This window comes from Candidatus Albibeggiatoa sp. nov. BB20 (assembly GCA_016744725.1).
In the GTDB taxonomy this organism is placed as follows: domain Bacteria; phylum Pseudomonadota; class Gammaproteobacteria; order Beggiatoales; family Beggiatoaceae; genus Albibeggiatoa.
This window is the reverse complement of sequence record JADGDW010000061.1, coordinates 1-22,881: the sequence shown is the minus strand read 5'-3', so window position 1 is coordinate 22,881 and position 22,881 is coordinate 1. Positions and strand designations below refer to the sequence as shown.

The 22,881-nt window shown below is 38.4% G+C and carries 19 protein-coding genes; 11 read left to right on the top strand and 8 right to left on the bottom strand.

The features are described 5' to 3' along the window. Window positions 1-2: 2 nt before the first annotated feature. The 3 genes from ABXH34_RS08770 to ABXH34_RS08760 form a co-directional block, all read right to left on the bottom strand. On the bottom strand, window positions 3-461 hold the full coding sequence (locus ABXH34_RS08770) for a hypothetical protein (RefSeq protein WP_353571495.1): 459 nt from the start codon (window positions 459-461) through the stop codon (window positions 3-5). A gap of 169 nt (window positions 462-630) precedes the next feature. Then, entirely contained in the window at window positions 631-1,065 is a 435-nt protein-coding gene (locus ABXH34_RS08765) for a PDDEXK family nuclease (RefSeq protein WP_353571494.1), read from the bottom strand. A 31-nt stretch (window positions 1,066-1,096) separates the two neighbouring features. Then, window positions 1,097-1,339: a helix-turn-helix domain-containing protein gene (locus ABXH34_RS08760; RefSeq protein WP_353571493.1), complete on the bottom strand. Its 243-nt coding sequence runs from the start codon at window positions 1,337-1,339 to the stop codon at window positions 1,097-1,099. Window positions 1,340-1,394: 55 nt separating this feature from the next. On the opposite strand from ABXH34_RS08760, the gene ABXH34_RS08755 reads away from it, so the two are divergent. Continuing rightward, complete coding sequence (locus ABXH34_RS08755; protein ID WP_353571492.1) at window positions 1,395-1,787, top strand: DNA methyltransferase; 393 nt, start codon at window positions 1,395-1,397, stop codon at window positions 1,785-1,787. A gap of 10 nt (window positions 1,788-1,797) precedes the next feature. Next, window positions 1,798-2,445 (top strand): DNA methyltransferase, encoded by a 648-nt coding sequence (locus ABXH34_RS08750; protein WP_353571491.1) that lies wholly within the window; start codon window positions 1,798-1,800, stop codon window positions 2,443-2,445. A gap of 122 nt (window positions 2,446-2,567) precedes the next feature. On the opposite strand, the gene ABXH34_RS08745 is transcribed toward ABXH34_RS08750, so the two are convergent. From ABXH34_RS08745 to ABXH34_RS08730, 4 genes are all read right to left on the bottom strand, one after another. Beyond that, window positions 2,568-2,912, bottom strand: a complete 345-nt coding sequence (locus tag ABXH34_RS08745) for a zinc ribbon domain-containing protein YjdM (RefSeq protein ID WP_353571490.1) — start codon at window positions 2,910-2,912, stop codon at window positions 2,568-2,570. Window positions 2,913-3,068: 156 nt separating this feature from the next. After that, window positions 3,069-4,220: a hypothetical protein gene (locus tag ABXH34_RS08740; protein ID WP_353571489.1), complete on the bottom strand. Its 1,152-nt coding sequence runs from the start codon at window positions 4,218-4,220 to the stop codon at window positions 3,069-3,071. Between the two features lie 182 nt (window positions 4,221-4,402). Beyond that, complete coding sequence (locus tag ABXH34_RS08735; protein WP_353571488.1) at window positions 4,403-4,708, bottom strand: ribbon-helix-helix domain-containing protein; 306 nt, start codon at window positions 4,706-4,708, stop codon at window positions 4,403-4,405. 387 nt (window positions 4,709-5,095) lie between these two features. Further along, on the bottom strand, window positions 5,096-7,021 hold the full coding sequence (locus tag ABXH34_RS08730; protein ID WP_353571487.1) for a family 43 glycosylhydrolase: 1,926 nt from the start codon (window positions 7,019-7,021) through the stop codon (window positions 5,096-5,098). Between the two features lie 529 nt (window positions 7,022-7,550). Between ABXH34_RS08730 and ABXH34_RS08725 the strand changes: the two genes are divergently transcribed. From ABXH34_RS08725 to dut, 9 genes are all read left to right on the top strand, one after another. Continuing rightward, on the top strand, window positions 7,551-10,103 hold the full coding sequence (locus tag ABXH34_RS08725; RefSeq protein WP_353571486.1) for a hypothetical protein: 2,553 nt from the start codon (window positions 7,551-7,553) through the stop codon (window positions 10,101-10,103). Between the two features lie 3 nt (window positions 10,104-10,106). Next, window positions 10,107-10,574 (top strand): DUF4376 domain-containing protein, encoded by a 468-nt coding sequence (locus tag ABXH34_RS08720; RefSeq protein ID WP_353571485.1) that lies wholly within the window; start codon window positions 10,107-10,109, stop codon window positions 10,572-10,574. Between the two features lie 92 nt (window positions 10,575-10,666). Beyond that, window positions 10,667-12,793 carry a DUF4815 domain-containing protein gene (locus ABXH34_RS08715; RefSeq protein ID WP_353571484.1) on the top strand — a complete coding sequence of 709 codons (2,127 nt, stop codon included), beginning with the start codon at window positions 10,667-10,669 and terminating at the stop codon, window positions 12,791-12,793. Between the two features lie 108 nt (window positions 12,794-12,901). Continuing rightward, on the top strand, window positions 12,902-13,423 hold the full coding sequence (locus ABXH34_RS08710; RefSeq protein WP_353571483.1) for a phage major tail tube protein: 522 nt from the start codon (window positions 12,902-12,904) through the stop codon (window positions 13,421-13,423). Window positions 13,424-13,483: 60 nt separating this feature from the next. Continuing rightward, window positions 13,484-13,981, top strand: a complete 498-nt coding sequence (locus tag ABXH34_RS08705; RefSeq protein ID WP_353571482.1) for a phage major tail tube protein — start codon at window positions 13,484-13,486, stop codon at window positions 13,979-13,981. After that, window positions 13,978-14,319 carry a hypothetical protein gene (locus ABXH34_RS08700; protein ID WP_353571481.1) on the top strand — a complete coding sequence of 114 codons (342 nt, stop codon included), beginning with the start codon at window positions 13,978-13,980 and terminating at the stop codon, window positions 14,317-14,319. Before ABXH34_RS08705 ends, ABXH34_RS08700 begins: the two co-directional genes overlap by 4 nt. A gap of 13 nt (window positions 14,320-14,332) precedes the next feature. Beyond that, window positions 14,333-14,500: a hypothetical protein gene (locus ABXH34_RS08695; protein ID WP_353571480.1), complete on the top strand. Its 168-nt coding sequence runs from the start codon at window positions 14,333-14,335 to the stop codon at window positions 14,498-14,500. 84 nt (window positions 14,501-14,584) lie between these two features. Continuing rightward, window positions 14,585-19,957 (top strand): phage tail tape measure protein, encoded by a 5,373-nt coding sequence (locus ABXH34_RS08690; protein ID WP_353571479.1) that lies wholly within the window; start codon window positions 14,585-14,587, stop codon window positions 19,955-19,957. Between the two features lie 100 nt (window positions 19,958-20,057). Then, window positions 20,058-20,516 carry a dUTP diphosphatase gene (dut, locus tag ABXH34_RS08685; protein ID WP_353571478.1) on the top strand — a complete coding sequence of 153 codons (459 nt, stop codon included), beginning with the start codon at window positions 20,058-20,060 and terminating at the stop codon, window positions 20,514-20,516. Between the two features lie 807 nt (window positions 20,517-21,323). Here dut and ABXH34_RS08680 read toward each other — a convergent pair. Next, window positions 21,324-22,580 carry a glycosyltransferase gene (locus tag ABXH34_RS08680; RefSeq protein WP_353571477.1) on the bottom strand — a complete coding sequence of 419 codons (1,257 nt, stop codon included), beginning with the start codon at window positions 22,578-22,580 and terminating at the stop codon, window positions 21,324-21,326. Between the last annotated feature and the right edge of the window lie 301 nt (window positions 22,581-22,881).

The following is a 22,881-nucleotide window of genomic DNA, read 5'->3' as shown; positions in this document are numbered from 1 at the left end:
AATCAGAGAAATGCTCTATCGATACGTTCGAGTAAATAACCCGTTTCAATTTCAAAATGTAGGACTTTGATAGTGTTGACACCTTCTTGAATCTCATCACTACTGAGTGGTTTTAAAATGAAGTTAGCGGCTTTTGTTCCAATCTCGAGATTGTCCGCCACAGGTTCGGTGATGATGATGGGGTTTAGCTTAAGATCGAGCAGGATTTCAGAGACATCATTAAGCAGAATATCAGACAGCATCCGAATTTGAATTTGGGCACAAAAGCTGGCTTGAATAGTCCATTTCAAATCGAGCGAATCTTGTGCAATATTTTGAAATGTAAAGTTTTTTATATCGACAGGAAATTGTGCATTTTCCCAGAGATCGCCGTATTGTGGCGTATAAACTTGTTGGATTCGGTTGCTAAAAGCATCGGCAATAGGTTGGTCGATAAGACCGAGAATGGCAGTTTGTGTCATGGTTTTAAAATCGAAACGGAAATGCCATCGATTATAAAATAAGCGCGTTTACTGTTTGTATGACAACGGGAAGTGTTGAATTATAAACCAAGTTTAATTTTGGTGTGGAGGGTGTTAAATTTTTTCTCGTTTAACAGTTCAGCAATATCTAATCAGTATTTTTCTTATTTTAAGCATTATAAATTACGACCCCATGTTCTAGCACATACCTCAGTGGAATTTTAGGGTTGTTAATATCTTTTCCACCATCATCATGCCATTTAGTTTCCCGTTTATTGTAGTAGAATTCTAAATCTACAGGCATTAATTGATGGATAGAAACAAGCTTAATGCCTTCATAAACTGCAAAAACCCAATCTACTTTTCTATATTTGTTAATAATAGTTGGATTCATATGATGATGTGTCGAAAAACTTTTTGTTAATAAAGCATTTACAGATTTTAGCTCATACTCATTTCCAGCACTGTCTTTAGCATCATTTCCTTCTCGTCCGGGTAATACTTCAAGTCCAGTCAACAGAAGTACTTGCAACAACTTCCCTCCATTATCTTGAAAAATATCATTAATACCATGTTTTTCTGCTAAAGCTTGTAATTTAAGCATTTAGGGATAAAGCTGTTTAAAAATTCTAATATCAGGATGTTGCTTCATGGTCATCCAAAAGTTCTGTTAATTGTAGTTCCAGAGCAGTTGCTAGGCGTTCCATATTGTCTATGGATATATTTCGCTCTCCACGCTCGACAGATCCAACATAAGTCCGATGCAACCCTGATATATCAGCAAGTTGTTCTTGGGAAAGATTTTTCTTTAAACGAAATCGCCGCAATTTTTTTGCAAAGATAAATCGTGCTTTCAGGTTGACATTAGGAGCTGGCATAAAGTTATAATATGAAAAATGATGACTTTATATCTACAGACTATAAGTAGCATCCATGCATACAACGAACTTGACGAATAGCACACAACACATAAAGATTGCTCCATCTTATACAACGGATTGGGGTAAAGCATATTGTGGTGACTCTTTAGATTTATTAGATCAACTACCTGATGATAGTGTGAATTTAGTCATGACCAGCCCACCTTTTGCACTTCAGAGAAAGAAAGAATATGGCAATAAGGAACAGCATGAATATATTGAATGGTTAGCTGAATTTGCAAAGCTGGTTTTAAAAAAACTAAGACATGATGGTAGTTTTGTGCTTGATTTAGGTGGTGCGTATAGAAAAGGTGTGCCTGCAAGAAGCCTTTATAATTTTAGAGTTCCCATCCATTTTTGTGATAATTTAGGGTTTTACTTGGCAGAAGATTTTTTATTGGTTTAATCCATCTAAATTGCCAAGTCCAATTGAATGGGTTAATAAAAGAAAAATCCGAGCAAAGGATTCAGTTAATACAATTTGGTGGTTTAGTAAAACTGAATACCCAAAAGCAGATGTTACTAAAGTACTAACTGAATATAGCGATAGAATGAAGAAGCTACTGGAAGACCCAGAGAAATTTTATGATCCTAAAAAACGGCCATCAGGCCATGATATTAGCAAGAGTTTTGGAAAAAATAATAATGGGGCAATTCCTTCAAATTTATTACAAATTCCAAATTCAGAATCTAATGGAGCATACTTGTCTGGATGTAAGTCTATCTCAGTAAAAAGACATCCCGCTCGATTTCCTGCAAAATTACCAGAGTTTTTTATCCGTTTTTTAACCGATCCTGGAGATTTAGTTGTTGATATTTTTTCTGGCTCTAATACAATGGGTTATGTTGCAGAAAAAGAGCAGAGAGAATGGATTTCATTTGATGAAGAAATTGAATATGTTGCAGCATCTGCGTTCCGTTTTCTTGAAAAAGACACACCTACGGATACATTGAAAGAGGTTTATGAGGCTATAAAAAATAATGGCAACGTAAAACTTAGTGAGTACAGAACTCAAATGAGCTTGATTCGTGAAGAAGTTGTCAATTATGAATTATTTAAATAGTGTTTGTTCTGATATGTTTTTTATATTGAATAAAGGCTTTTGAGGATTAAATATGAGCATCGTGATTAATGAGCAAAACTAAGCGACTTATGAAATCAGCAGTTTAGCCTTGCTATTTTGGATTATACTTTTTTGACAAATTCTGATTTGAGTTTCATTGCACCAATTCCCGCGATTTTGCAGTCAATATCGTGGTCGCCTTCGACTAGGTGGATGTTTTTAACTTTTGTGCCCACTTTGACTACAGATGATGTGCCTTTCACTTTTAAGTCTTTAATCACGGTAATGGTATCGCCATCAGTGAGTAACGTGCCGTTTGCATCTTTAATTTGTAGCCCTTGTTCGGATTCGCTGGCTTCTGATTGCATCGCCCATTCATTTCCACATTCAGGACAGACATACATTGTACCACTTTCGTAGGTGTATTCTGAGTTACATTTAGGGCAAGCTGGAAGGGTGGTGCTCATATTGATCCTTGTGTTTGGATGATTGGAAATGGTCTTTTAAATCTGTTTACTGGGGTTTGGCACAACGATGACAAAATAACATAAAATCTACTTTGGACTATAGCTAAATGTTGATGGTTTTTTACAGTTCTCCGCTGCTTATGAATCAAAAACCGATTACAACGGATTCTGACTAAAACAAACAATACCGTAAGAAATAACACTATCATTTTGGCTAGTATTGGCCGCAATATTTGCCGTCACGACCCCACCCACAGCGGAAATTGATTTACAAGATTGCCCAGCCATGCCGATTAATTCAGCGAAACGGTCTAAGTCACCCGCAAATGTTGCTGATGCTAAAACCTGACTTTCCATCATAATATTCGGTAATTTTGCTACATCCCAACCCAGATAGTTTCCCGTCGGAAAAGAGGCTGAAGGATAAAATTTGATTACACCTTCTGTTGAAAACGGGATTAACATATCCCAAAAATAACCTGTAGAACGGCTGGCAATATGTCCAACATAAACCCCTATCACCTCGCCATCGTCCCCTTTTAACGGAGCAGGCAATACCGCTTGAGGATCATCAATTGCCATACTATGTTTGAAAAACACTGACAACTCACCTTGAAACATCTTGCTAGATTCATAAATCAAATGATCGTCTGTCATATTTAACAGCAGATAATGTTGCCCATATTGGGTGAGAAAAACATGTTTTACCAATTCAAAAATCAACTGCTTGACAATAAATCCAACAGGCGTGGTTTTGCCAAACAAACCCAAAGTGCGCATTATTTTTCTTAACTTAATTTCTGCTTCAGTCAAACCAGCGGGTTCTGGTATTAAATCATCCTCGTTTAAGGCCTCAGCACCTTCCAAGCCAACGGATACAATCCCAGTTTTTTGCACACAGGTAGCTAAGTCTTGCTGCCATTGTGGTTCATCATTTTTACGCTCAATAATATCTAAAAGTGCTTGTAAATCCTCAATATGTTCAATAATCAAATGTTTTATTTCATCACCGCGTGCATGACTAAATTGTGCGGCTTTATTTGGTTCTAGCGCATACACCACAGCCCCTTTGAGCGTAGAAGTCGGAAATGGTGCAGATAAAACAAAATCATTAGGACAAGTGCCCACTTCATCAGAAGGCTGTAGATACAAGGCCATTTTTTTGTTTAATTCTTGAAAACCAACTTTACCTTGTGAAAGCAGACCATGAAAATCAATATCGCAACGTTGTGATTCACGGTCAATAATTTTATTAAACAGCGGGTCATTGATTAAATATTTTGGATAGGATGTACATTCTTCAGTCATTTATAGACTCCATGGGCTTCAGCTAAATAGGAATGAAAAACGGATGAATTAAAAATTAAAATATACTAATAAAGAGGGGCATTTACAAAGTTTATTTCATATCAACATTAACTGTTTTGAGTAAATGAGTTTAAGCGTGTATGAGTAAAAAAGTATGAGCGGCGGGGATGGCTAACTAAGGATTAATGTTCAGGCTTGAGTTGTTGTTGTCCTGTATTGATTAAGTGTCTGACATATTGGGATTTTGAGTTGAAGCCACGACGACGATAGTTTTGTAATTCATCTTCGAGCTCTTCGGTGATGCGGACGTTAATTCGTAGTTGGGTTTTGTCGTTTGGGGTGTGAATGGTTTGATCTTGTTGAATGCCTAAAACCAATAGGGTCTCAAATAATTGGCTTTGGGATTTAAAACCGAACTGGGCAAATTGTTTGGCAAAGGAGGCCATAGGTTCGCTGAGTCTGACGCTGCATTGATAATATTTTGACATGAGTAAATTCTATTTATCGCTGTTTTTTTGATTATATTATCAGGATAAAATTCAATCAATACAGTATATTAGCTAAAATCTAAAAACGACTATATATCAATGCAATTTAGTTTTTTAGCTGTTTTATTTCTTATTTTAAGAATTGGCAATTTGAATTCATTTATAGCGTATAAAAACGTTTCATTTAGGATCAGTTCTTTACGAAAGATAAAATATAAGCATCATAAAAATTTGAAAACTGAGATATCCATTGTGTTCATACTTTACTAAAGCATTTTAAGTTTTAATAACAATACAAAAAATATCGGGAACAACCTACACAATGTAGATTGCTCCCGACGTTTCTGCTCAATTAAATACAAGTTTAGTAAAAAGTATTTACATCAACTATTTACTTTTAAACAACATGTGATGGAATCCAATCGTACAATCCCAAACGCCTAATTCTCCTCCTGAAGCTTGACTAGCCCCTTTAATTTCTAAGCATTTGTTAGTATTTCCTGATGTATTTGGATTAAGAGCAGGTGTATTTCTAGCATTAATAAGATGAAAACCTATTGACTCACCTGATTCTATGCGCTCCTCACTCTCGAATACCTGGCTGCTTATGTCTTGGCAACTTGCTAAAGTAACGTTTGTATTATTTACAACCTTAAAACATTTCCCAGGTTCTTTAAGACTTACTACTCTAAATTTACCTGGATAGTTTGTGGATAAAGCAATATCCCAAGTGTCCAATGGAATGGAGTGGCAATCTCTTTGTTTCATTACTGATGTCGTGTTGGTCGTACTAATTTGCTCTTTTCTCAGGCAAAGCTTACTGAAAACATTATAAAATTGCCCAGGTAAAAATTCACCTGAAGGTGCATTTAACAACTGATTAGCACCAGAAGCAGCAGAAAAAACAGGCTTTTTATTAGTATTAAAGAAGTACTCTTGCGCACGTGCTTTACGGTTTTGCCACCCATCATTAACATTTGTATTAGCATGGTAAATCACCCAATATTGTGAATTATCGGGGGATTTAATAAATGAGGCATGTCCCGTACCGTAAACACTGGCATTATCATTCCGTTCTAATAAACAACCATTTAGTTTAACCCAATTGCTAGGATTAAGTGGGTCTTGCGATTCATGTAAAGTCAAAGCACCAATACAGTAATCAGGTGTCCAACTTCCAGAAGCAGAATAGAACAAGATTATCTCATTATCATGATGAACCACTTCTTGGCCTTCTTGCACATATGAACCTCCCAAGCCATCACCCCCATTTTTTTCCCATAAATATTCTGGCTCAGAGATTTTGACTCGGCGTTTGTTTGGATTTAATGCCGTAGGAGAAGACATCTCAGCAATATAAGTGGCTTGAGAACCATGACCATAGTAGAACATTTGATGATGATTACCTGAATAGCAGTCCCATTGCTGAACTTTAGAATTTGCTTGTGTGCTTGCTCCAGCAATTTCTAAACAACGATTCAATCCTTCAACATGCTTTGGTTTTAAGCTAAATGCACTACTGGCGTTACTACCAGTGTCATAGTCTATTTTTTTAAATAATTGATTGTCAGCATAAGTACAATCCCATAGCAGCGCAACAGCTCCGTTACTCGTAAAAGCACGATCAATATCTATACAAAAACCACTTGATTCTTGTCTAATAGCAATATAGTTACCATGCGCTTCAAAAAAGAATTTTTGAGAATCTGTCCCATCACAAAGACGCTGATAAATATGTTGTCCTTTATTGGAGTTACCATATTGAGTATCCCAACAAAGTTGATCTCCATTTGTATTTGCTTCATTAGCATACTTATTCCGAAGTTCTGTTTCTCGGCCTTCCCAACCTGACCAAACGAAATATTTAAAACTGCCTTTTTCCATAACGGTGCCGTCAATAGCCCAATAGTCATTTTGAGAGTCAGCAATTTTGCTCTCATGTTCCCAAGTATCTGTCATTGGGTCATTCCCATTGAGCTTGAGCACATGCATTTTTTGCTTGGTATAATCACTATTAGGGTTCGCTGCAAAATAAATATACCAACTACCATCAATGTATTGTAATTCTGGTGCCCAAAGATCGGTACTGTAGTCGCTATTAGCAGGTGGAGTAAAAACAATGGATTTCACTAAATTAGGATTTGCACTATGAAAATCTAAAATAGGTGATTTCCAAATCTGAATCTGGTTTGCGCCTGCATCAGCATCGGTAAAGGTAAAGTAATAAAAACCATCCTTATATACAACGCTGGGGTCTGGGGTATTGGTGTTATCTACGATGGGATTTGTGAATGTGCGGGCTGAATGTGCCATGGGACTCAGCAGCACTGAGCATGACATTAATAATACAATAAGCAGATTTTCCACTAATGGTCTCCAAATATCTGTTACGACATCGATTAGAAAATTAAAAGTAATCCTAAAAAGCAGGCCTACTTAACTATGCCAATATTTATAGTACACATAATACCATTGAGCAAGAAAACCCCTTAAATTTAACTTGTTTTTCTATTTTTTATTTTCAAAAATTTAAATTTTATTTAAAAAATCAGTCTTTATTCGGCAATTTCCTTGCGCATTTACCAATTAATAAAAATGACATTTTTAATATAAAATGAGTTTTTACTCAAAAATTCAAACAGTATTTTAATCATTTACCCAAATACTCAAAAGATAGTTTACTCATTTACTGTTCAATCCTTTCTCTAATCAACTCAAACCGTTGTGGGACAAAACGTCATACATATTGTTCACGGCTAAACGATACAATCCAATCCATTAAATGAGCAGTGCCGTGCAATGATACAAAGGACTGGCAGCCTTTTAGGTAAAGGATTACCGTATGACAACAACCCTTGAAAATGCTGTAACTGATTTAGTTAGCAGTACCAATAAATTGACGAATGAAGTCATTGGCAAAATGGCTGGCATTGACCAACGTGTGATTGATGCCGAAACCGAATTAAACAATCATTGGCTCACTCAATCCAATCAAATAAACAATGAATGGACTGCCAAGCAAATCGAAATCGATGCAAAATTAAATGCTTTCGATAATCGTGTTATCTACGTTGCACCGACAACACAAAATGCAGGTACGGGCGTAGATGCAGACAATGCGACAACCTTAGCGGATGCGCTGAGTCAACACTTGATTCCTTCAGTTGCAAATACGATCAAACTCGCTAAAGGTTTACATGTTTTACCTGAGCTGCAATTGAGCCATTTATTCTTACTTAATTTCGAACCCGCAGACGATTACGACCCAGAAAATCCACCGATTATTTGTACGCCAAATACAGTCGACAGCCAGATTTCAACCAATACCATAGGCCTCTCTTCACCTTCGCAAATTTGTGAAGCGCACGCTTATGATGAAACCCCTTTACATTTTCACAACTCAACAATCCGATTTAACAATGTCCAACTGCGTGGCACACGGCACTGTGTTAAGTTCGATAAATCAACCGTCTTTACTCTCGGAGATGTGCATTTAGATTTATGGATTTACTCGGCCTCCTGTACCTCGCATAGTGGGACTGCTTTATACGCGACAGATTCGCAGATTTACAGTGATGCGGCTCTCGATATTAATATTTGGCATCCTGATTACACGGGTTGCACTGATGTTTTAGCCAATCATGCTGCACCGATCTTATTAGACAATTCAAAACAGATTCAAAAAGGTCAACTCAGTTGGTCTTCAAATATCCAGCTAAATGAATATCCGAAACAAAATACCATCGCTTGGCGTACTGAATTTGAAGCAGCTCATGCCACTGCAATCAATCTCATCAATGGCGCACAATTGCACATCGAACGTTTAAGCATTAACAATGTGATGCAATTATTTTGGGTGGATAATTCAATATTTAGCGTGTCATTTATGGAAATGGCGGAACATTCCGAGCCGTTGCAATGGTTGGGTCAAGCCCGTGGTCAAAATGCACAAGTTTCGATGACAAATCATAATGCTGATTGGTATAGCATCGATGATAAAAATGTGGTTCGAATTGAAAATACGGGCACAAATCCAGATCATGCCAGCTTAATTGCGTGGGACGGCGCACAGGTTTATTTAGACGGGGTAAAATTCACTACGACTGAATGTCCTTGCACGGGTTTTATGACCACTGAAACCGCTAAGGTATTATTGCAAAACAGTATTATTTACGCACCTGACCGCGATAACAATCAAGGTTTCTTACAAATCGTTCACAACACTGACGGGCGAGTGTTAGCCAAAAATAATGAATTGGCAACCCGTTTAGGTGATAACGATGTGGGTTTTGTCACGGTGAAAGGTGGTTTTACGCGGGAAGAAAATAATCAGTTTCATTTCAGTCAGGATTATTTCGTCAATACTTACGGCCGCTATCAAGACAGTTCTGGTAATACGCAGGGGATATTTTCATTTACTGAAGATAAGGTTATTAAAGTCCCAGAAGATTATCCCGATTTAGAAACAGCAGTTGCGGCAATTAGTGACATAGTGATTGCACCTAGTGCTTCGATTACGATTGAATTGGCTGAAGGTGAGCATGTTTTAAGTCAAAATTTAACTATTCAGAACTTAGACAATCTCACGATTAAAGGTGCTGATCCGATTGATAAAACATTGGTTTCATTTGTGAGTGCGACAGGCAGTGCAAAAGATTGGAATGTGACGCTACAAATTAATGATGCAACTGATGTCAATGTCGGTGATTATTTATTAATCCATGATGTCACGGGTACTGGCATTCCAGAAGTGCATTTAGGCGGTTGGGAAGTTATAGCAAAATCGGGCAACAACCTCACGATTAAGCATTATTGTCCTGAAGCGGTGTTTCCTACGAATACAGTGACGAATGGTAGTTTGATTGTTATAACAACCAAAGTGGATAAAAGAATTACTTTACGTAACTGTGCAAAAGTCATTTTTTCAAACTTAGTATTGCAGGACTCTTTTAGTAGCTATGTTTCTACTGTTATTTTTAACAATATGATAACAATGCGAGGTTGTTATATATCAAAGGGCGATTTAACTGTAAATAATCATTATGCTGCAACAAGTCCAGTGGGTGCAGGTATACAGTTAGGGCTTGCTTCTATTGATTTTAGATATTCAACTCTTACCATCAATTCTTGTTTATCCTATGGATTGTATATGCAAAGTTCTTATCTTGCTAATTACAAATCAAAATTTGTGAGTATATATAATTTGATAGGATTAAAAGCTGAGATTGTAACTGCAGTATTGTACTCAAGTGTTCAACTTGAACATAATACTAGTATAGATATGTCTTGTTCTTTATTTAGTAACTTTTATTTTTACTATTCTCCTGTAGGCACACCAAGCCTCTCCCCCGCCCTCAACACCGTTGGCAACATACAATCTTACATCGCAGGATAAATTATGATTTTAGTACTCAGAAACGACAAGCCTTTTGCTTACGATGTCAAAGAAAACGATTTAATCCACTATCCAAGCGACTTGGGTTATGACTTTATCGCAACAGGCGAGATCAAATTGAAAATGGATGACGATGGCAATTACCTCTATCCATTAGATTATTTAAACGCGGAACAAACTGAAACCGTGAATAAAAAAACCGCTTCCATGAAACGCCGTTTGCGTGAAAAAGCCGGTGTGAAATTGAAATTGGGTCGTAAAAGTTACCTTGTCAGCACTGATGCAACATCACAAAACAAAATCGCCAGCACCTTAGTCGCTTTGAAAGAAGGCTTAAAAGACAAAGTCTCGTGGAAAATGCAAAACGGTGAATTTGTAGAACTGGATGTGAGCCAATTCAGCACCTTAGCACAAGCCGTATTCGATTATGTGCAAGAGGGCTTCAGCGAAGAAGCGGCGGCAACTCAATAAAGCCTGTTTATAAATAATAGGACTGGCAATCCTAAATAGAGTAAAAATTTAATTCTCATTCCTTAGCTCCAAAGTCAAAAGGATTTGACAAGATGGCAAAAGACATCGGCGTAAGTTATACCCGTGATAACACTGGAGTTCGTCCACTCCCTCTTAGAGACACTAGCGCGATTCATGCGATTGTCACTGCTCCCGATGCGGATAAAAACATATTCCCCGTGGGCAAAAACGTATTAATGAATGGCAACGATCTTAAATTACGTGCAGCCTTAGGCAACCGTGGTACTGCTCCATGGGTATTAGACGCGATTTTCGATCAAGGCATTCAACCACAAATCATCTTATCCGTGGTCGAACGTTCACCAAAACCAAAAACCTCAGTATATCAATCGGTTCGCAATGATTTAATTCACATCTCTGGTGAACAAATGAACCGTGCGGCTGATGGCGTAATCGACTCATTGGCTAACAGCGATGTCAATATGGTCACGCGCGTTTGGTCAGGCGATACGGTGTACAGCAAAGATACAGACTGGAAACGCACCGCGAACAGCATTGAATGGTTGACTTATGTCACAACCGAAACGGTAAAACGCAGCACTTCAACAACTGATCCGTTAGACTTTCAAGACAAAGCCTTAGCGGTTTCTGAAATCTCTCAAGGTGAAACCCAATACGTATTAGATACCGATTTTCAATTAACTGAATTTGGTATCGAGTGGCTAACTGAAACCCAACCTACGGTGCATTCAGAATACTTAGTCACATACAGTTACGGCAAACGCCCAGCAAGTGAGCAAGACTACGAAGTAGACTATTCACATTACAAGCAAGAAGAAGTGATTGGCGAAGTCATCACACGCTCACAGCTTCAAACTTATGATTATGCTAAAAATAGCGATATTTTACGCATTTTAGAAATCCGTCAAGGTGCAGAAAGTTTTACTGCTGAAACCGATTATAAACTGGCTGACGATCGTATTGAATGGCAAACCTACCAAGAAACAGAAACAGTGACTCGTGGCAGTGGCATAACAGATGCCGTTATTCATTCAGCACATTTACTCGATGCCAGCCAAGTGGAAAAAGATGGCAATATCTTCACTAAAGGTGTGGATTGGACAGTCAGCGGCACTGGCGAAATTGAATGGACAGGCGCAAACATCGCTGAACCTGCGCAAGCGGAAACTTATAACGTCACTTACAGTCATGGTCATCGCCCAGAAGACGAAACTAATTATGAACTGGATTATGAATTTAAACCCGGTGAAATCGTTGCTTTAGATGAAGTGATTGGTGGTTTTGATATCGAAGCGGGCATTATGACAGGGGTTCACACTGCATTAGCGGCTGAACAAGAAACAGGTGTCAGACCGAAAATTTTGATTGCACCGGGCTTTACTCATCATGCTGCAGTTGTGCAAGAAATGATTGGTATTGCAGAACAATTACTGGCGTTCATCTACGCAGATGGGCCTAGCACGGAACGCAATATTGATGCAGCACAATACCGTGCAGAGTTTGGTTCAGAACGAGTGATGATTGTTGATCCTTGGGTTCAATTTTATAACAATCAATCACATATCAATGATTATGACTATCAACCAGCCTCGGCACGTATCGCGGGCTTACGTGCCAAAATTGATGCGGAAAAAGGTGCATGGTGGTCAATCTCTAATCACGAAATGCTAGGTATTACAGGTTTATATCGCAAAATTGGTCGTTCCAACCCAACCGCTAACACCGATGCCAGCGCCGAAAACTATTTGCGTCAAGCTGATGTCACAACCATTGTCCGCTCTTATGGCGGTGATGGCGGCTGGTTAACAGCAGGCAACCGTACTTGTTCTAACGATGTGCAATTCATGTTTGAACCTGTAGTCCGAGTGGATGACATGGTGGAAGAAGCCATTGTGCGTGGTATGCAGAAATATCGTGACAACCCAATTGATGCAGGTTATTTCAATACCTTAGCGCGTTCATTAGAACAATTCTTACGCTCATTAGAGCAACAAGGCGCAATCATTTTGGGTTCGCAATCGCCTGTATGGATTGACCCAGCCTCAAATAGCCCTGACCAAATCAAGCAAGGCATCGCTAAGATTAACTTTGACTTAGAGTTTAAATATCCTGCTGAAAATATTCGAATTACACGTTCGATTAACTTTGAATATTTAGAGCAAATGTTCACCAACGTGGAATACGTCAGACAGTCTTAAATGAACTGAGGACTGGCAATCCTAAGATTTTGAACATGTAAATCATTTTAAAGTTAAGGACTGCCAATCCTGAAATTAATACATTTCCTAATTTTATAGGGGGCAAGGATGCCAATTAATCGCGCAAGAACGCAGAAGAATTTTAACTTATATATCAATGGTGAAAACCTCGCGGGCAAAGTCAGCAAGGTAAAATTACCTGCGGTTGCTGAGAAAGTTGAAGAACATCGCGGTGCAGGCATGGGAATGCCAATTGACCTGAAAATGGGTCTTGAAGCCATGGAGATGACGTTTACAACAACCGACATTGGCGTGGAACAAGAGTTAATCACCGCAATTCGTGATGGTCAAGATCAGCAATTCATTTTCCGTAGTTCTGCCAGCACAGACGAATCACCTAGTGATACGATCATGACGGAAGTCACGATCAATGGCAGTATCCAAAAAGTGGAAGTCGGTGATTTTGAATCAGGCAGTAAAATTGACACGGATTTCACAGTGAAATCTATCAAATTCTATGAGAAGAAAGTCGATGGTCAGCAAGTATTCTTATTCGACTTATTTAACCATAAATGGGTTGTTAATGGCGTTGACCAATGGGCAAGTGAACGTGCTGATTTATTGATTTAATTCGACATTTCAAAAGGGCTGTCAATCTATTGATTAAACGGACAGCCTTGAGATAAAAAAATGGCCATTACAACTCCGTTCACACTGAAAAATTTTAACGCCAAGATTGATGGTGATGACCAATCGGGTTTGCTGCTTAGCATAAACGTGCCTAGCATTTCACCCAACATCGCTACACATACAACAGGGATGGGCACTCCTGTTCCTGTTTTTATGGGCTTCAGCGGTTATCCAAAACTGGAATTTGAAACCGCAGAATACGGTAAATTACAAAAACATATTGGCAAATTAGATGGTATTACCATCAGTGGTTATGGTTCATTAAACGATAACTCTGATACCAGTAAAGTAGTAGAGATGACCGCCAAAGGTATTGTGTCTTACAAGCCGTCATCATGGACACCTAGTGGCACAACCAAAGATAAATATGAAATGGCCTGTTATTACGTGAGTTATTCAGGCAATGGTGGCAATGTCACCGTAGATACCAAAAGCAATAAATTTATTGTCGATGGTGAAGATTTAATTGAAACACTTAGAGGACGTATCAAGATATGAGCGATAAAAAGCCAGAAATCAACAGCGTAATATTAGAAAAGGTCGAATTACCTGAGCCGTATCAAGCCTTAAATGGCACTACATTTGAAGTGTTGAGCTTTAAAAGAATTGAAGACTTCAACACAGGTGGATTAAAGCGGTTTTTGAAACAAAATAAAATCTCTGCTCAAACTGACATGGGACAAATGGCCACAGCACAAGTTGCATGGTTGGCTAAAGCAGGTCAAGACGGTTTGACTTTGGATGATTTTGATAATATGAGACCGTCACAATTCAAAGCCATCGCAGCAGAAGTGCCAATTAATAAAGTATTAGAAACCTTTTTTCCAAGCGATTAGAGAAGTTCGAACCTTGGTCGCAGATGAAGACCCCTTTACCGCCATGATTAGTGATTTAGCCTACGTTTTCCACTGGACGGAAGATGATTGTCTTAAATTGGATATACAAGACTTTTTTGCTTATCACGAAAATGCGGTGACCATGTTCGAGAAAATCAATCAATCGATGTTCAAGATGTAAGGCTGGTTAGATTCTCACAACCAGTCTCCAATCCGTTACAAGCTGCCACAAGGACGTGGGGCTTCAGGCAAAGGACTGCCGTTTATGAACGAGACCCTCATTAAGTTAAATAAAATAGCTGATAAATTTGCCCCTATCATAAATAAGTTTGCACCCGTAGTTGATAAATTTTCACCTAGCGTAGATAAGTTTTCAACTGTGGTTGAACAGTTTGCACAAGCTGTTAATAGTATTCCTTCGAATATACCTGTAGACAATGGAATAACTAGCAATACTGTAGTACCAAATGTACCTGACTATGCTAAGAATGTATCAGAAATTCAAACTTACTTTAATAAAACCTTAGGCTCTATCCAGCAAGAATTTCAGTTGCTTCAACAGAGACTTAGCAATATTTTTAAAATGAAGATTGCGGCTGAAAATGCCCAAAATCTTTCAGGTTCAATTCAAAATGTATTAGATACACCTGTACAAATTGGTATAGCATTTGGAGAAATTATGTCCAAAATTGCTGCCAAATTAGGTTTTTTTAATAAGTCCCCTACTAATTCAAAAAGTGTGATTTATGATGATAGACTCAAATCTTTAATTGAAAATACAAAAACTTTAAGTGAAGATACAAAATGGAATGCGACACAATTTGCAGAAAGTTTCCTGATTTTACTCGATAGTTTTGATATATCCCAAATTCCAAAGATTTCTAAAACAATTTCACAAGCAACCACTGCAATAGACGGTAATTTAAAAGAGGTGGCCGAATCCTTTATGGGATTAAGTACGGCTATGTTCGGCGATGATGCCGATAAACAGTTTCAATACATGTCCGATGTAGTTAACTATACTGCACATAAAATAAAACTTGATGTTATCGATTTTTCCAAATCTCTAGAAGATACTGCACCTGCAGCTGTTAAGGCTGGTATTAACTTTGAAACCTTAAACGCAATTATTGCAAATCTAAAACAAACAGATATCGATCCTAAGATACTAAATAGTAGTGCACAGGATATCATCACTAAGTTTTCAGATCCCTCAGATCAGATAAAAAAAGTCTTAAATAAATTAAATATTCCTGAATTTGATCAAACAGACAAATCAAAATACATTATCAATGTTTTAGAAGCACTTTCTCAGAATATGAGTGGTTTAGGAGGTAAAGAAAAATCAAATATTATTAGCCAGTTAGCAGGGAGCAAGTCTAACTCTGCTGGACTTAAAGCATTACTTAATCAAATAGAACAAGGGTTAGGTCAGAAAACTAAAGATAATCCTCAGGGTTTAAGTGAACTGAAGTTATATATTCAGGAACTAGGCATTAATGGTGTAGGTGTTAAAGGGTTTACAGAAAAACTCGCGGCTGTCATGAAAAATAATTTAGATGGTAGTATCGATAAGTTGTGGGCAGCTCTCCATAACTTATATATTAATGTTTATACCAAAATTCAGCCTGTTTTAGTTTATGTTTCTGAAACTATCCATGATGTTATTAATAGTATTAACACTTGGATAGATAAACATGAAGGGCTATCAAATGCACTATTTAAATTTATTACCATACTGGGTCTTGTTTCAGCAGTCGCTGCAATTTTTTTAACTGTGATTGCAGGTATTATCACGATTGCAGCCACGTTGATGTTTAGTTTTTCTGCTTTGGTAGGACTTATCCCTTTACTACTTCCTTTAAGTGCGATTGCATTAGCTATCTATCATAATTGGGATGCGCTTGTTGTTATATTTAATTCTGTTTGGCAAAATATCCAATATATTGGTAAATCAATATCTGACTTTTGGAGCAGTCTTTCTACACCTGTACAAACGGCTATTTTATTTTTTGCAAGCCTTATTGCTGTAGTACTAGCTGTAGGAGTTGTCATTACTGCAGTTACAGCTGGATTTATTGGTATACCTGGATTGGTGGTAACAGGGATTGCTCTTGGTATTGCATTTATTGGTACTTTTTTTGATGAAATCAAAGATTCTGTTAGTCATTTTTTCACTTGGATAGATGAGCTGTTTAGTAGTATTAATATACAAACAATACTTTCATCTCTTTTTGTCATTCTTATTGCTCTTCCTCCTTTGCTCAAAATGGGTTTTGTATCGTTTATAGGCACGGTACTTAAAAGTATTAAGCACATGGTTGGAGTTATTTGGCAAAGCCTGAAGAATGTTGTTAATCGAGCAGCCTCATTACCAAAAGCAATGGGTGAGAAAATAAAGCCCAAAAGACAGGGTGGACAAGACTCTACTACTAAATCGGGTAGTAGATTTAATCCCTTCTCTTCATCTGGCAACAATCAGTCAGTAGAAAATACAATCAATAATGCGGCTAAAGCAATTACTCAAGCCATACATCAAACATCAGATGAGATTAGACGAGCAATTTCCAAAATTTCAGGAGTAAGAAAAACCAATAGAACATCAAGTGTTTTACCTAACCCAGTTAATTCACCTACTCTACATCCTGCAATGAAGCAGTATAATAGAATAAAGTTGGAGGCTGAAGCTACCCAATGGGTAGGACAGGTTAGAGCTGAACGCCTAGAGAGACCAGGCGAAAAGATGCATTCATCGTCATTTACAAAGGCTCAAGAATTTGCTCGTAGATATTCAAAAGAAACAGGTAGCAGTTATCACGAAGCAATGGATAGAATTGGAGCACAACGTATCTCTGGTACTACTGATAAAAAACCGAAAATTCCACCAGCGGAGAATGCTAAACTTCACTCTTGGCAAAGGTTCATACTATCTGAACAAAAATCACCATTAGCAAATCAAGACTATTTTGACAATGACCAGTCAATCATTATTGCAATAGATAAAGCGGCTGATGATATTGTTAGAGCAATTAATAGAGCATGTGGCATGTCCGATAGCCTCACAGGTGGGAGTAACAGCACATCTGATGCAGATAATCGAGGAAGTAATAGCCAACAAGATAGCAATAAAAAAACAAGTAACAATCATTCTGACACAGCCCCTGATACAAATAATAAAAAAGGTGGTTGGAATCGAGGTGCAACGAAGTGGGGATTGGGTCTTGCTGCAATAGCGGGTCTAGGACTATTTTCTAGTGGTGCTTTCGCTAGTGAGAATAAAGACCAAAGTACACTTGATTTTAATTTACCTCAAGTCCCCGGTGCTGAAAACATACCTCAAATACCAGAATCCATAGGCATTTTTGAAAGTATTACCAATGGATTCAGTGACGCATGGAAATGGATAGAAACAAGCCTAGCCAGTTTAGGTATTCCCGCCAGCTTTTTAAGTTTGTTACTTTTCTTTGTTGATATTCCTAGTTTGATTATGAGTATTGCAGGAAAATTATTTTCTTTAGGTGGAACACTATTCTCAACGATTGGCGGACTCATGGGAAAAATACCTGGGCTACTCAGTGCTGCTGGCTCAGGGTTATGGTCTTTAGGTAGCAAAGCTGCTTCCGCAGTCAAAACGATGGGAACGACTGTTGCCTCAAGTATTGGCAAAGTATTAGGACATGTACCTGAATTAGCAAAAAGTGCCAGCTCTGGTTTGCAAAATGTTTGGAGTAAAGCTGCAACAACCGTTAAATCCATCGGCACTAAAATCGCTTCTTCAACGTCGAACATTGTCAGCAACCTTTATTCTGTCGCAAAAAATGCAGCTTCTAAATTAGCCTCATTAAGTTCACAGGCTGCGAATATTGCCAAAAATGCAGCCTCAACAGCCACAAATGTAGCATCTAAAGCAGCCTCAACAGCAGCAAATGTAGCATCTAAAGCAGCCTCAACAGCGGGACAGATTATATCTAAAGCACCAGGTATGCTTGCAAGTGCGGGCACTTTAATAAACGGGATACCTGCAATGGGTGCAGGTGGTATGGCTGTAGCTGGCGGACTTGTAGCTGGGGCTGGTGTAGCAGGTTATGCAACTGGTACTTATTTATATAACAATGTACCTATGGTTCGCGAAGGGGCAAGATATGCTATTGAAGGAATTGTTAAAGGTGGAGCAATAGTTGCTGAATCTGCCTCAAAGTTTTGGGACGGTGCTAAATCGTTCTTCAGTGCCGAAAATTGGGGTGCAACGACTGTATATGCTAGTGAACAAGCCAACGCGATTTCTAATAATGCGACAGCACTTGCAAATGAAACCATGACAGCTACTCAACAAAAAGTGGCTGAGGTACAAAGTTCTGTATCAATTAATGCGACAGCACTTGCAAATGAAACCATGACAGCTACTCAACAAAAAGTGGCTGAGGTACAAAGTTCTGTATCAACGAATACCGCAACGCTTACAAATGAAACAATGGCAACAACCCAGCAAAAAGTGAATGAAGTACAAGATTCTATATCAACAAGCTGGCAAACAACTCAAACCACAGTCACTGGGCAAACCAAGGAACTTGGGGAAAAAGCGGTACAAACATGGGATACAGCCCAAACTAATATTCAAAATGGACTTAAAGAAGTCAATGATTTAGTTGGTCAACAGAATTGGGAGCAAGAAGGTGCTAGCACAGTGAAAACATGGGCTGATGGTGTAGCATCTGCACATAAAGTTGCAAAAAATCAAGTTGTTAAATTGTTTGAATCTATTGATTACTTACTAAATCATTCTGATGCAAAAGAAGGTCCTTTAAGTCAGACCAGTAAAACGGGTCGTTCATTTGTTTCAACGTGGTTATTCGGGGTTAATAAGGAAAAAGGGACAGCAAAAAGCAAAGTCAGTCAGTTCTTTGGTCGAGTTATTACAGGGGCTAAAAAATTAATTTCTGGTGCAAAATTACCCAAACTGTCTGTACCTGAGATTGAAACTAAGGGTTTGAAAGACCCCGCTACTAGGATATTTGGTGGTGAAAAAGCTAAAGAAGGATTTAAAACACCAAAAGGTATACTAAGACCCGCTGCCTCATTTTTGAATAAAGCAGTACAAGCACCGGGGAATTTGATTGATGGGGTTTTGGATGGTGCTTTTAATCTTCTGTTTGGTGGAGAAATTGATACTGGGATTAAAGAAGGTGTGCCTATCATTCCAGAACCATTAACAATGAACTCTGGTTTGCCACATAGCGAAGCAACATTTGAAAAGCCATCAGTGTTTGATTTCTCAACCCCAACATTGCCGCATAGTGAAGCAACATTTGAAAAATCATCAGTGTTTGATTTCTCAACCCCAACATTGCCAAATAAGTCAGCAGAGCCAAAATTTAATCCGCCTACAGTTGTTGATATACCATCAACGCAGCCTTTACCCAATATAGACACTTCTGCTAAAACAACGACATTAGAAAAAGCGCAAACGGCGATCACGCAAGCCAATACTCAGAGCAAAACTATTACATTTGGCGATATTAATATCAATATTGATGCAGCTGCCAGCATAGAAGATGCCGAAGCGATTGCAACAACCGTTATCCAGAAATTGAAAGCACAAATGGCCAATGATTTAAACGATGCAATGTATGATTTGTAATTGTTTATTATCCTTTCTCATTTCATCAAGAATCAATATGGTAGTTTTTGGGCGAATGCACTACAATCCGTGCTCGCTCATTCTACCTATTTGAATTTTTATGACTGCACAAAATCCTAGTATTGAACTCAAAATTTTAAACCCTCTCATCAGCGATAAATTACCGCAATATCAGACGATTGGTTCTGCGGGAATGGATTTGATTGCCTGTATTGATTCTGCCATCACTTTGTCTCCAAATGAAACCCAATTAATTAATACGGGATTTGCGATTAATATTCGTAACCCCAGTCTTTGTGCCATGATTTATCCTCGGTCTGGATTAGGCGTTAAAGGGATTATATTGGCGAATAATGTCGGGGTGATTGACAGTGATTATCAGGGAGAAATTAAGGTTGCGTTGTTAAATCGCAGTCAAAATGCGTTTGTGATTGAACCATTCAGCCGTATTGCACAGATGGTGTTTCAGCCTGTGACACAGGTGCAATGGGATGTGGTTGATGCGTTTCATGCACTTACAGAGCGTGGTGCAGGTGGCTTTGGTAGCACGGGACATTAGGTCATTAACCGACGGGCGCTCAATGTTTTAGTTTCCGTTATTTCTTTCTGAATTCTGAGATAAGCTCGGTCTTATTTTGATGTCAAAATCGGATACTTTGGTCTGATTGCAGATATTGGCTATTGATGACTTTTATTAGGGATTTGATTATGATGTTTATCAATATTGATAGGGATCGAGTTATTTATCATGGCTGATAATCAGATTGATACCAAAGATGTTGATAAGTCGAATGTGGCGATGGGAAATAATATTAAGCAAAATATCACCCATCACGGCGCATGACTTTGTTAATATTCTGCAAAAGCATTGGATATTCAGTTCATTAATGTCGGTTTCTATGGTTGTTGCTGTCGCCATCTTCTTGAGTTTAAGTCAAATGCATGATAATACCGTTAATCACTATGGCGTTCCGCCTGAACAATTTCCCCAATATTCTGAACAGTTTGGGGTTACAAAAGCCGCGTTAAGAAGTTTTTTCAAGATTTTAGAACAGCAAGATGTTCCCGTTGATGATTTGGACAGTAAATTACGCGAAATTGCTGAAAATTATAAGAAATTGCAGGAAAGAGCCGCTCTGTTGGTATCGGATGATCCTGAAGTACAAGCATTGCAGCAAAAAGCCATACAAGCGTTAGAGCAGCTTGATTTTGAGAATACTGATAAGTGGTTGCTTGAAGCCAGTGAAAAAGATGCACAAGCGATTGCAGCAATGCAGGCCGAAGCAAATAGAATTCAAGCGATGTTGGATAAACGTACATTATCCAAAGCCAACACTTTAGCCACCTTAGCTGATTCTAAACAAAATCAGTTTTTTAATGTGCGCTTTATCACTTCAACCGCATGTCCTAAACCATCTTCTGCGCGAATACGTTCTCCTAAACTAGCTGCGCGTTGTTGCATGGCTTTGTCATTAACGACTGCATTGATGGCCAGACTTAGGTTTTCTACATTTAAATCTTTATGTAGTATAAAATTGGGACTGACACCTAAATCAATTGCTCGCTGTCCCCAAAAAGGTTGGTCGAAACCAAAAGGCACTACCAATATAGGTGTTCCTGCTCTAAAGGCTGCGGCCGTACTGCCTGCGCCACCATGATTAATCACCAGAGAAGCTTTAGGGTAAATCCAATCATGAGGAATTTCATCTGCCACAAAAATGTTGTCAGGCAAACTTGATAAATCGAGATTTCCCCAGCCTTTTAACAAAATACCGCGTTGCTGTGTCTGTTTTAGTGCTTTTACAATATTTTCTACAGTTTCTTGCGTAACCTGCATACTACCAAACCCTGCCACAACAGGCGGCGAACCTGCTTCTAAAAAGGCCGTTAATGCTTTAGGAGCTTGCCATTGTTCAGCCTCATCGAGAAACCAATAGCCCGGAATGCTAATGTCATCACTCCATCCAGCAGGTTTGGGTAATACTGAAGGACTCACTGCACATAAAGAGGGGTGTAATTGTTGACGATAAGCAAAAAAGCCTGACCAAGGTTTATTGAAACGCTCTTGAGTCCACTGGTTAAATATATTTTTACAGGGATACCAGAAAATAAAATCACCAACAAGCTGTGTGAACGAGTTGGCAATAGAACCCAAATTATGGCGATGAAAAAAAGCAGGGGCTAAAGCATGAGCAAAGCTAGAGGTAGGATATACGGGCTGAAAAAACGCCGTGATATAAGGAATATTTAACTCACGGGCAATCGTGGGGCCAAAATGTCCACCAAAGGCGCTACAAATGATGCCATCAGCATCCTGACAGGCTGCCAAGGCACTGTCGCAAATAGTTGGAAAGCCCGGTTCCATGACTTTGACAAAACGAGAAAACGAGCACCAAAAGCTATCCCCACAGCGTCCTAAAGCGGCTCCAGCCTCACTTTGCATCGCTTGTACAATGTCAAATTGATAGGAAACAAACTCTAATCCATGCTCATGTATGGTGGATTCATACATATCATAGGTGGCAATATGTACCGTATGGCCTGCTTGTTTAAGTCGCTTGCCAAGTGCAAGAAAAGGACGAACATCACCATTTGTACCGCCTGTAAGAACAACAAGTTTCATTCAAATTCTACCCCCAGACTGCAAAGACTTTTGTTACAAATCACGTTTTCTTTGTAATAAAAGTAAAATATTGATTCATGTTACGCACCTATCAGTGTGCATCATGATTGTTGAAACAATTCAATATAATAAACATAAAATCTGTGCTTTATCAATACAAAATATCATTTAAAAACAAGGTGTTTAGCTCAAGACATTCAACCTTTCAACAAAACTTTGTGTAGAAAATCACCCGCTTTTAACAATAGTTAGAATATTTTTTGCATATATTTAATAAAATCGATGGGTTATATAATCATAC

Excerpts from the sequence above, each read along its gene's own strand:
- ABXH34_RS08770 (WP_353571495.1), bottom strand. The coding sequence starts at position 461 with ATGACACAAACTGCCATTCTCGGTCTTATCGACCAACCTATTGCCGAT.
- ABXH34_RS08765 (WP_353571494.1), bottom strand. The coding sequence starts at position 1,065 with ATGCTTAAATTACAAGCTTTAGCAGAAAAACATGGTATTAATGATATT.
- ABXH34_RS08760 (WP_353571493.1), bottom strand. The coding sequence starts at position 1,339 with ATGCCAGCTCCTAATGTCAACCTGAAAGCACGATTTATCTTTGCAAAA.
- ABXH34_RS08755 (WP_353571492.1), top strand. The coding sequence starts at position 1,395 with ATGCATACAACGAACTTGACGAATAGCACACAACACATAAAGATTGCT.
- ABXH34_RS08745 (WP_353571490.1), bottom strand. The coding sequence starts at position 2,912 with ATGAGCACCACCCTTCCAGCTTGCCCTAAATGTAACTCAGAATACACC.
- ABXH34_RS08740 (WP_353571489.1), bottom strand. The coding sequence starts at position 4,220 with ATGACTGAAGAATGTACATCCTATCCAAAATATTTAATCAATGACCCG.
- ABXH34_RS08735 (WP_353571488.1), bottom strand. The coding sequence starts at position 4,708 with ATGTCAAAATATTATCAATGCAGCGTCAGACTCAGCGAACCTATGGCC.
- ABXH34_RS08730 (WP_353571487.1), bottom strand. The coding sequence starts at position 7,021 with ATGGCACATTCAGCCCGCACATTCACAAATCCCATCGTAGATAACACC.
- ABXH34_RS08725 (WP_353571486.1), top strand. The coding sequence starts at position 7,551 with ATGACAACAACCCTTGAAAATGCTGTAACTGATTTAGTTAGCAGTACC.
- ABXH34_RS08720 (WP_353571485.1), top strand. The coding sequence starts at position 10,107 with ATGATTTTAGTACTCAGAAACGACAAGCCTTTTGCTTACGATGTCAAA.
- ABXH34_RS08715 (WP_353571484.1), top strand. The coding sequence starts at position 10,667 with ATGGCAAAAGACATCGGCGTAAGTTATACCCGTGATAACACTGGAGTT.
- ABXH34_RS08710 (WP_353571483.1), top strand. The coding sequence starts at position 12,902 with ATGCCAATTAATCGCGCAAGAACGCAGAAGAATTTTAACTTATATATC.
- ABXH34_RS08705 (WP_353571482.1), top strand. The coding sequence starts at position 13,484 with ATGGCCATTACAACTCCGTTCACACTGAAAAATTTTAACGCCAAGATT.
- ABXH34_RS08700 (WP_353571481.1), top strand. The coding sequence starts at position 13,978 with ATGAGCGATAAAAAGCCAGAAATCAACAGCGTAATATTAGAAAAGGTC.
- ABXH34_RS08690 (WP_353571479.1), top strand. The coding sequence starts at position 14,585 with ATGAACGAGACCCTCATTAAGTTAAATAAAATAGCTGATAAATTTGCC.
- dut (WP_353571478.1), top strand. The coding sequence starts at position 20,058 with ATGACTGCACAAAATCCTAGTATTGAACTCAAAATTTTAAACCCTCTC.
- ABXH34_RS08680 (WP_353571477.1), bottom strand. The coding sequence starts at position 22,580 with ATGAAACTTGTTGTTCTTACAGGCGGTACAAATGGTGATGTTCGTCCT.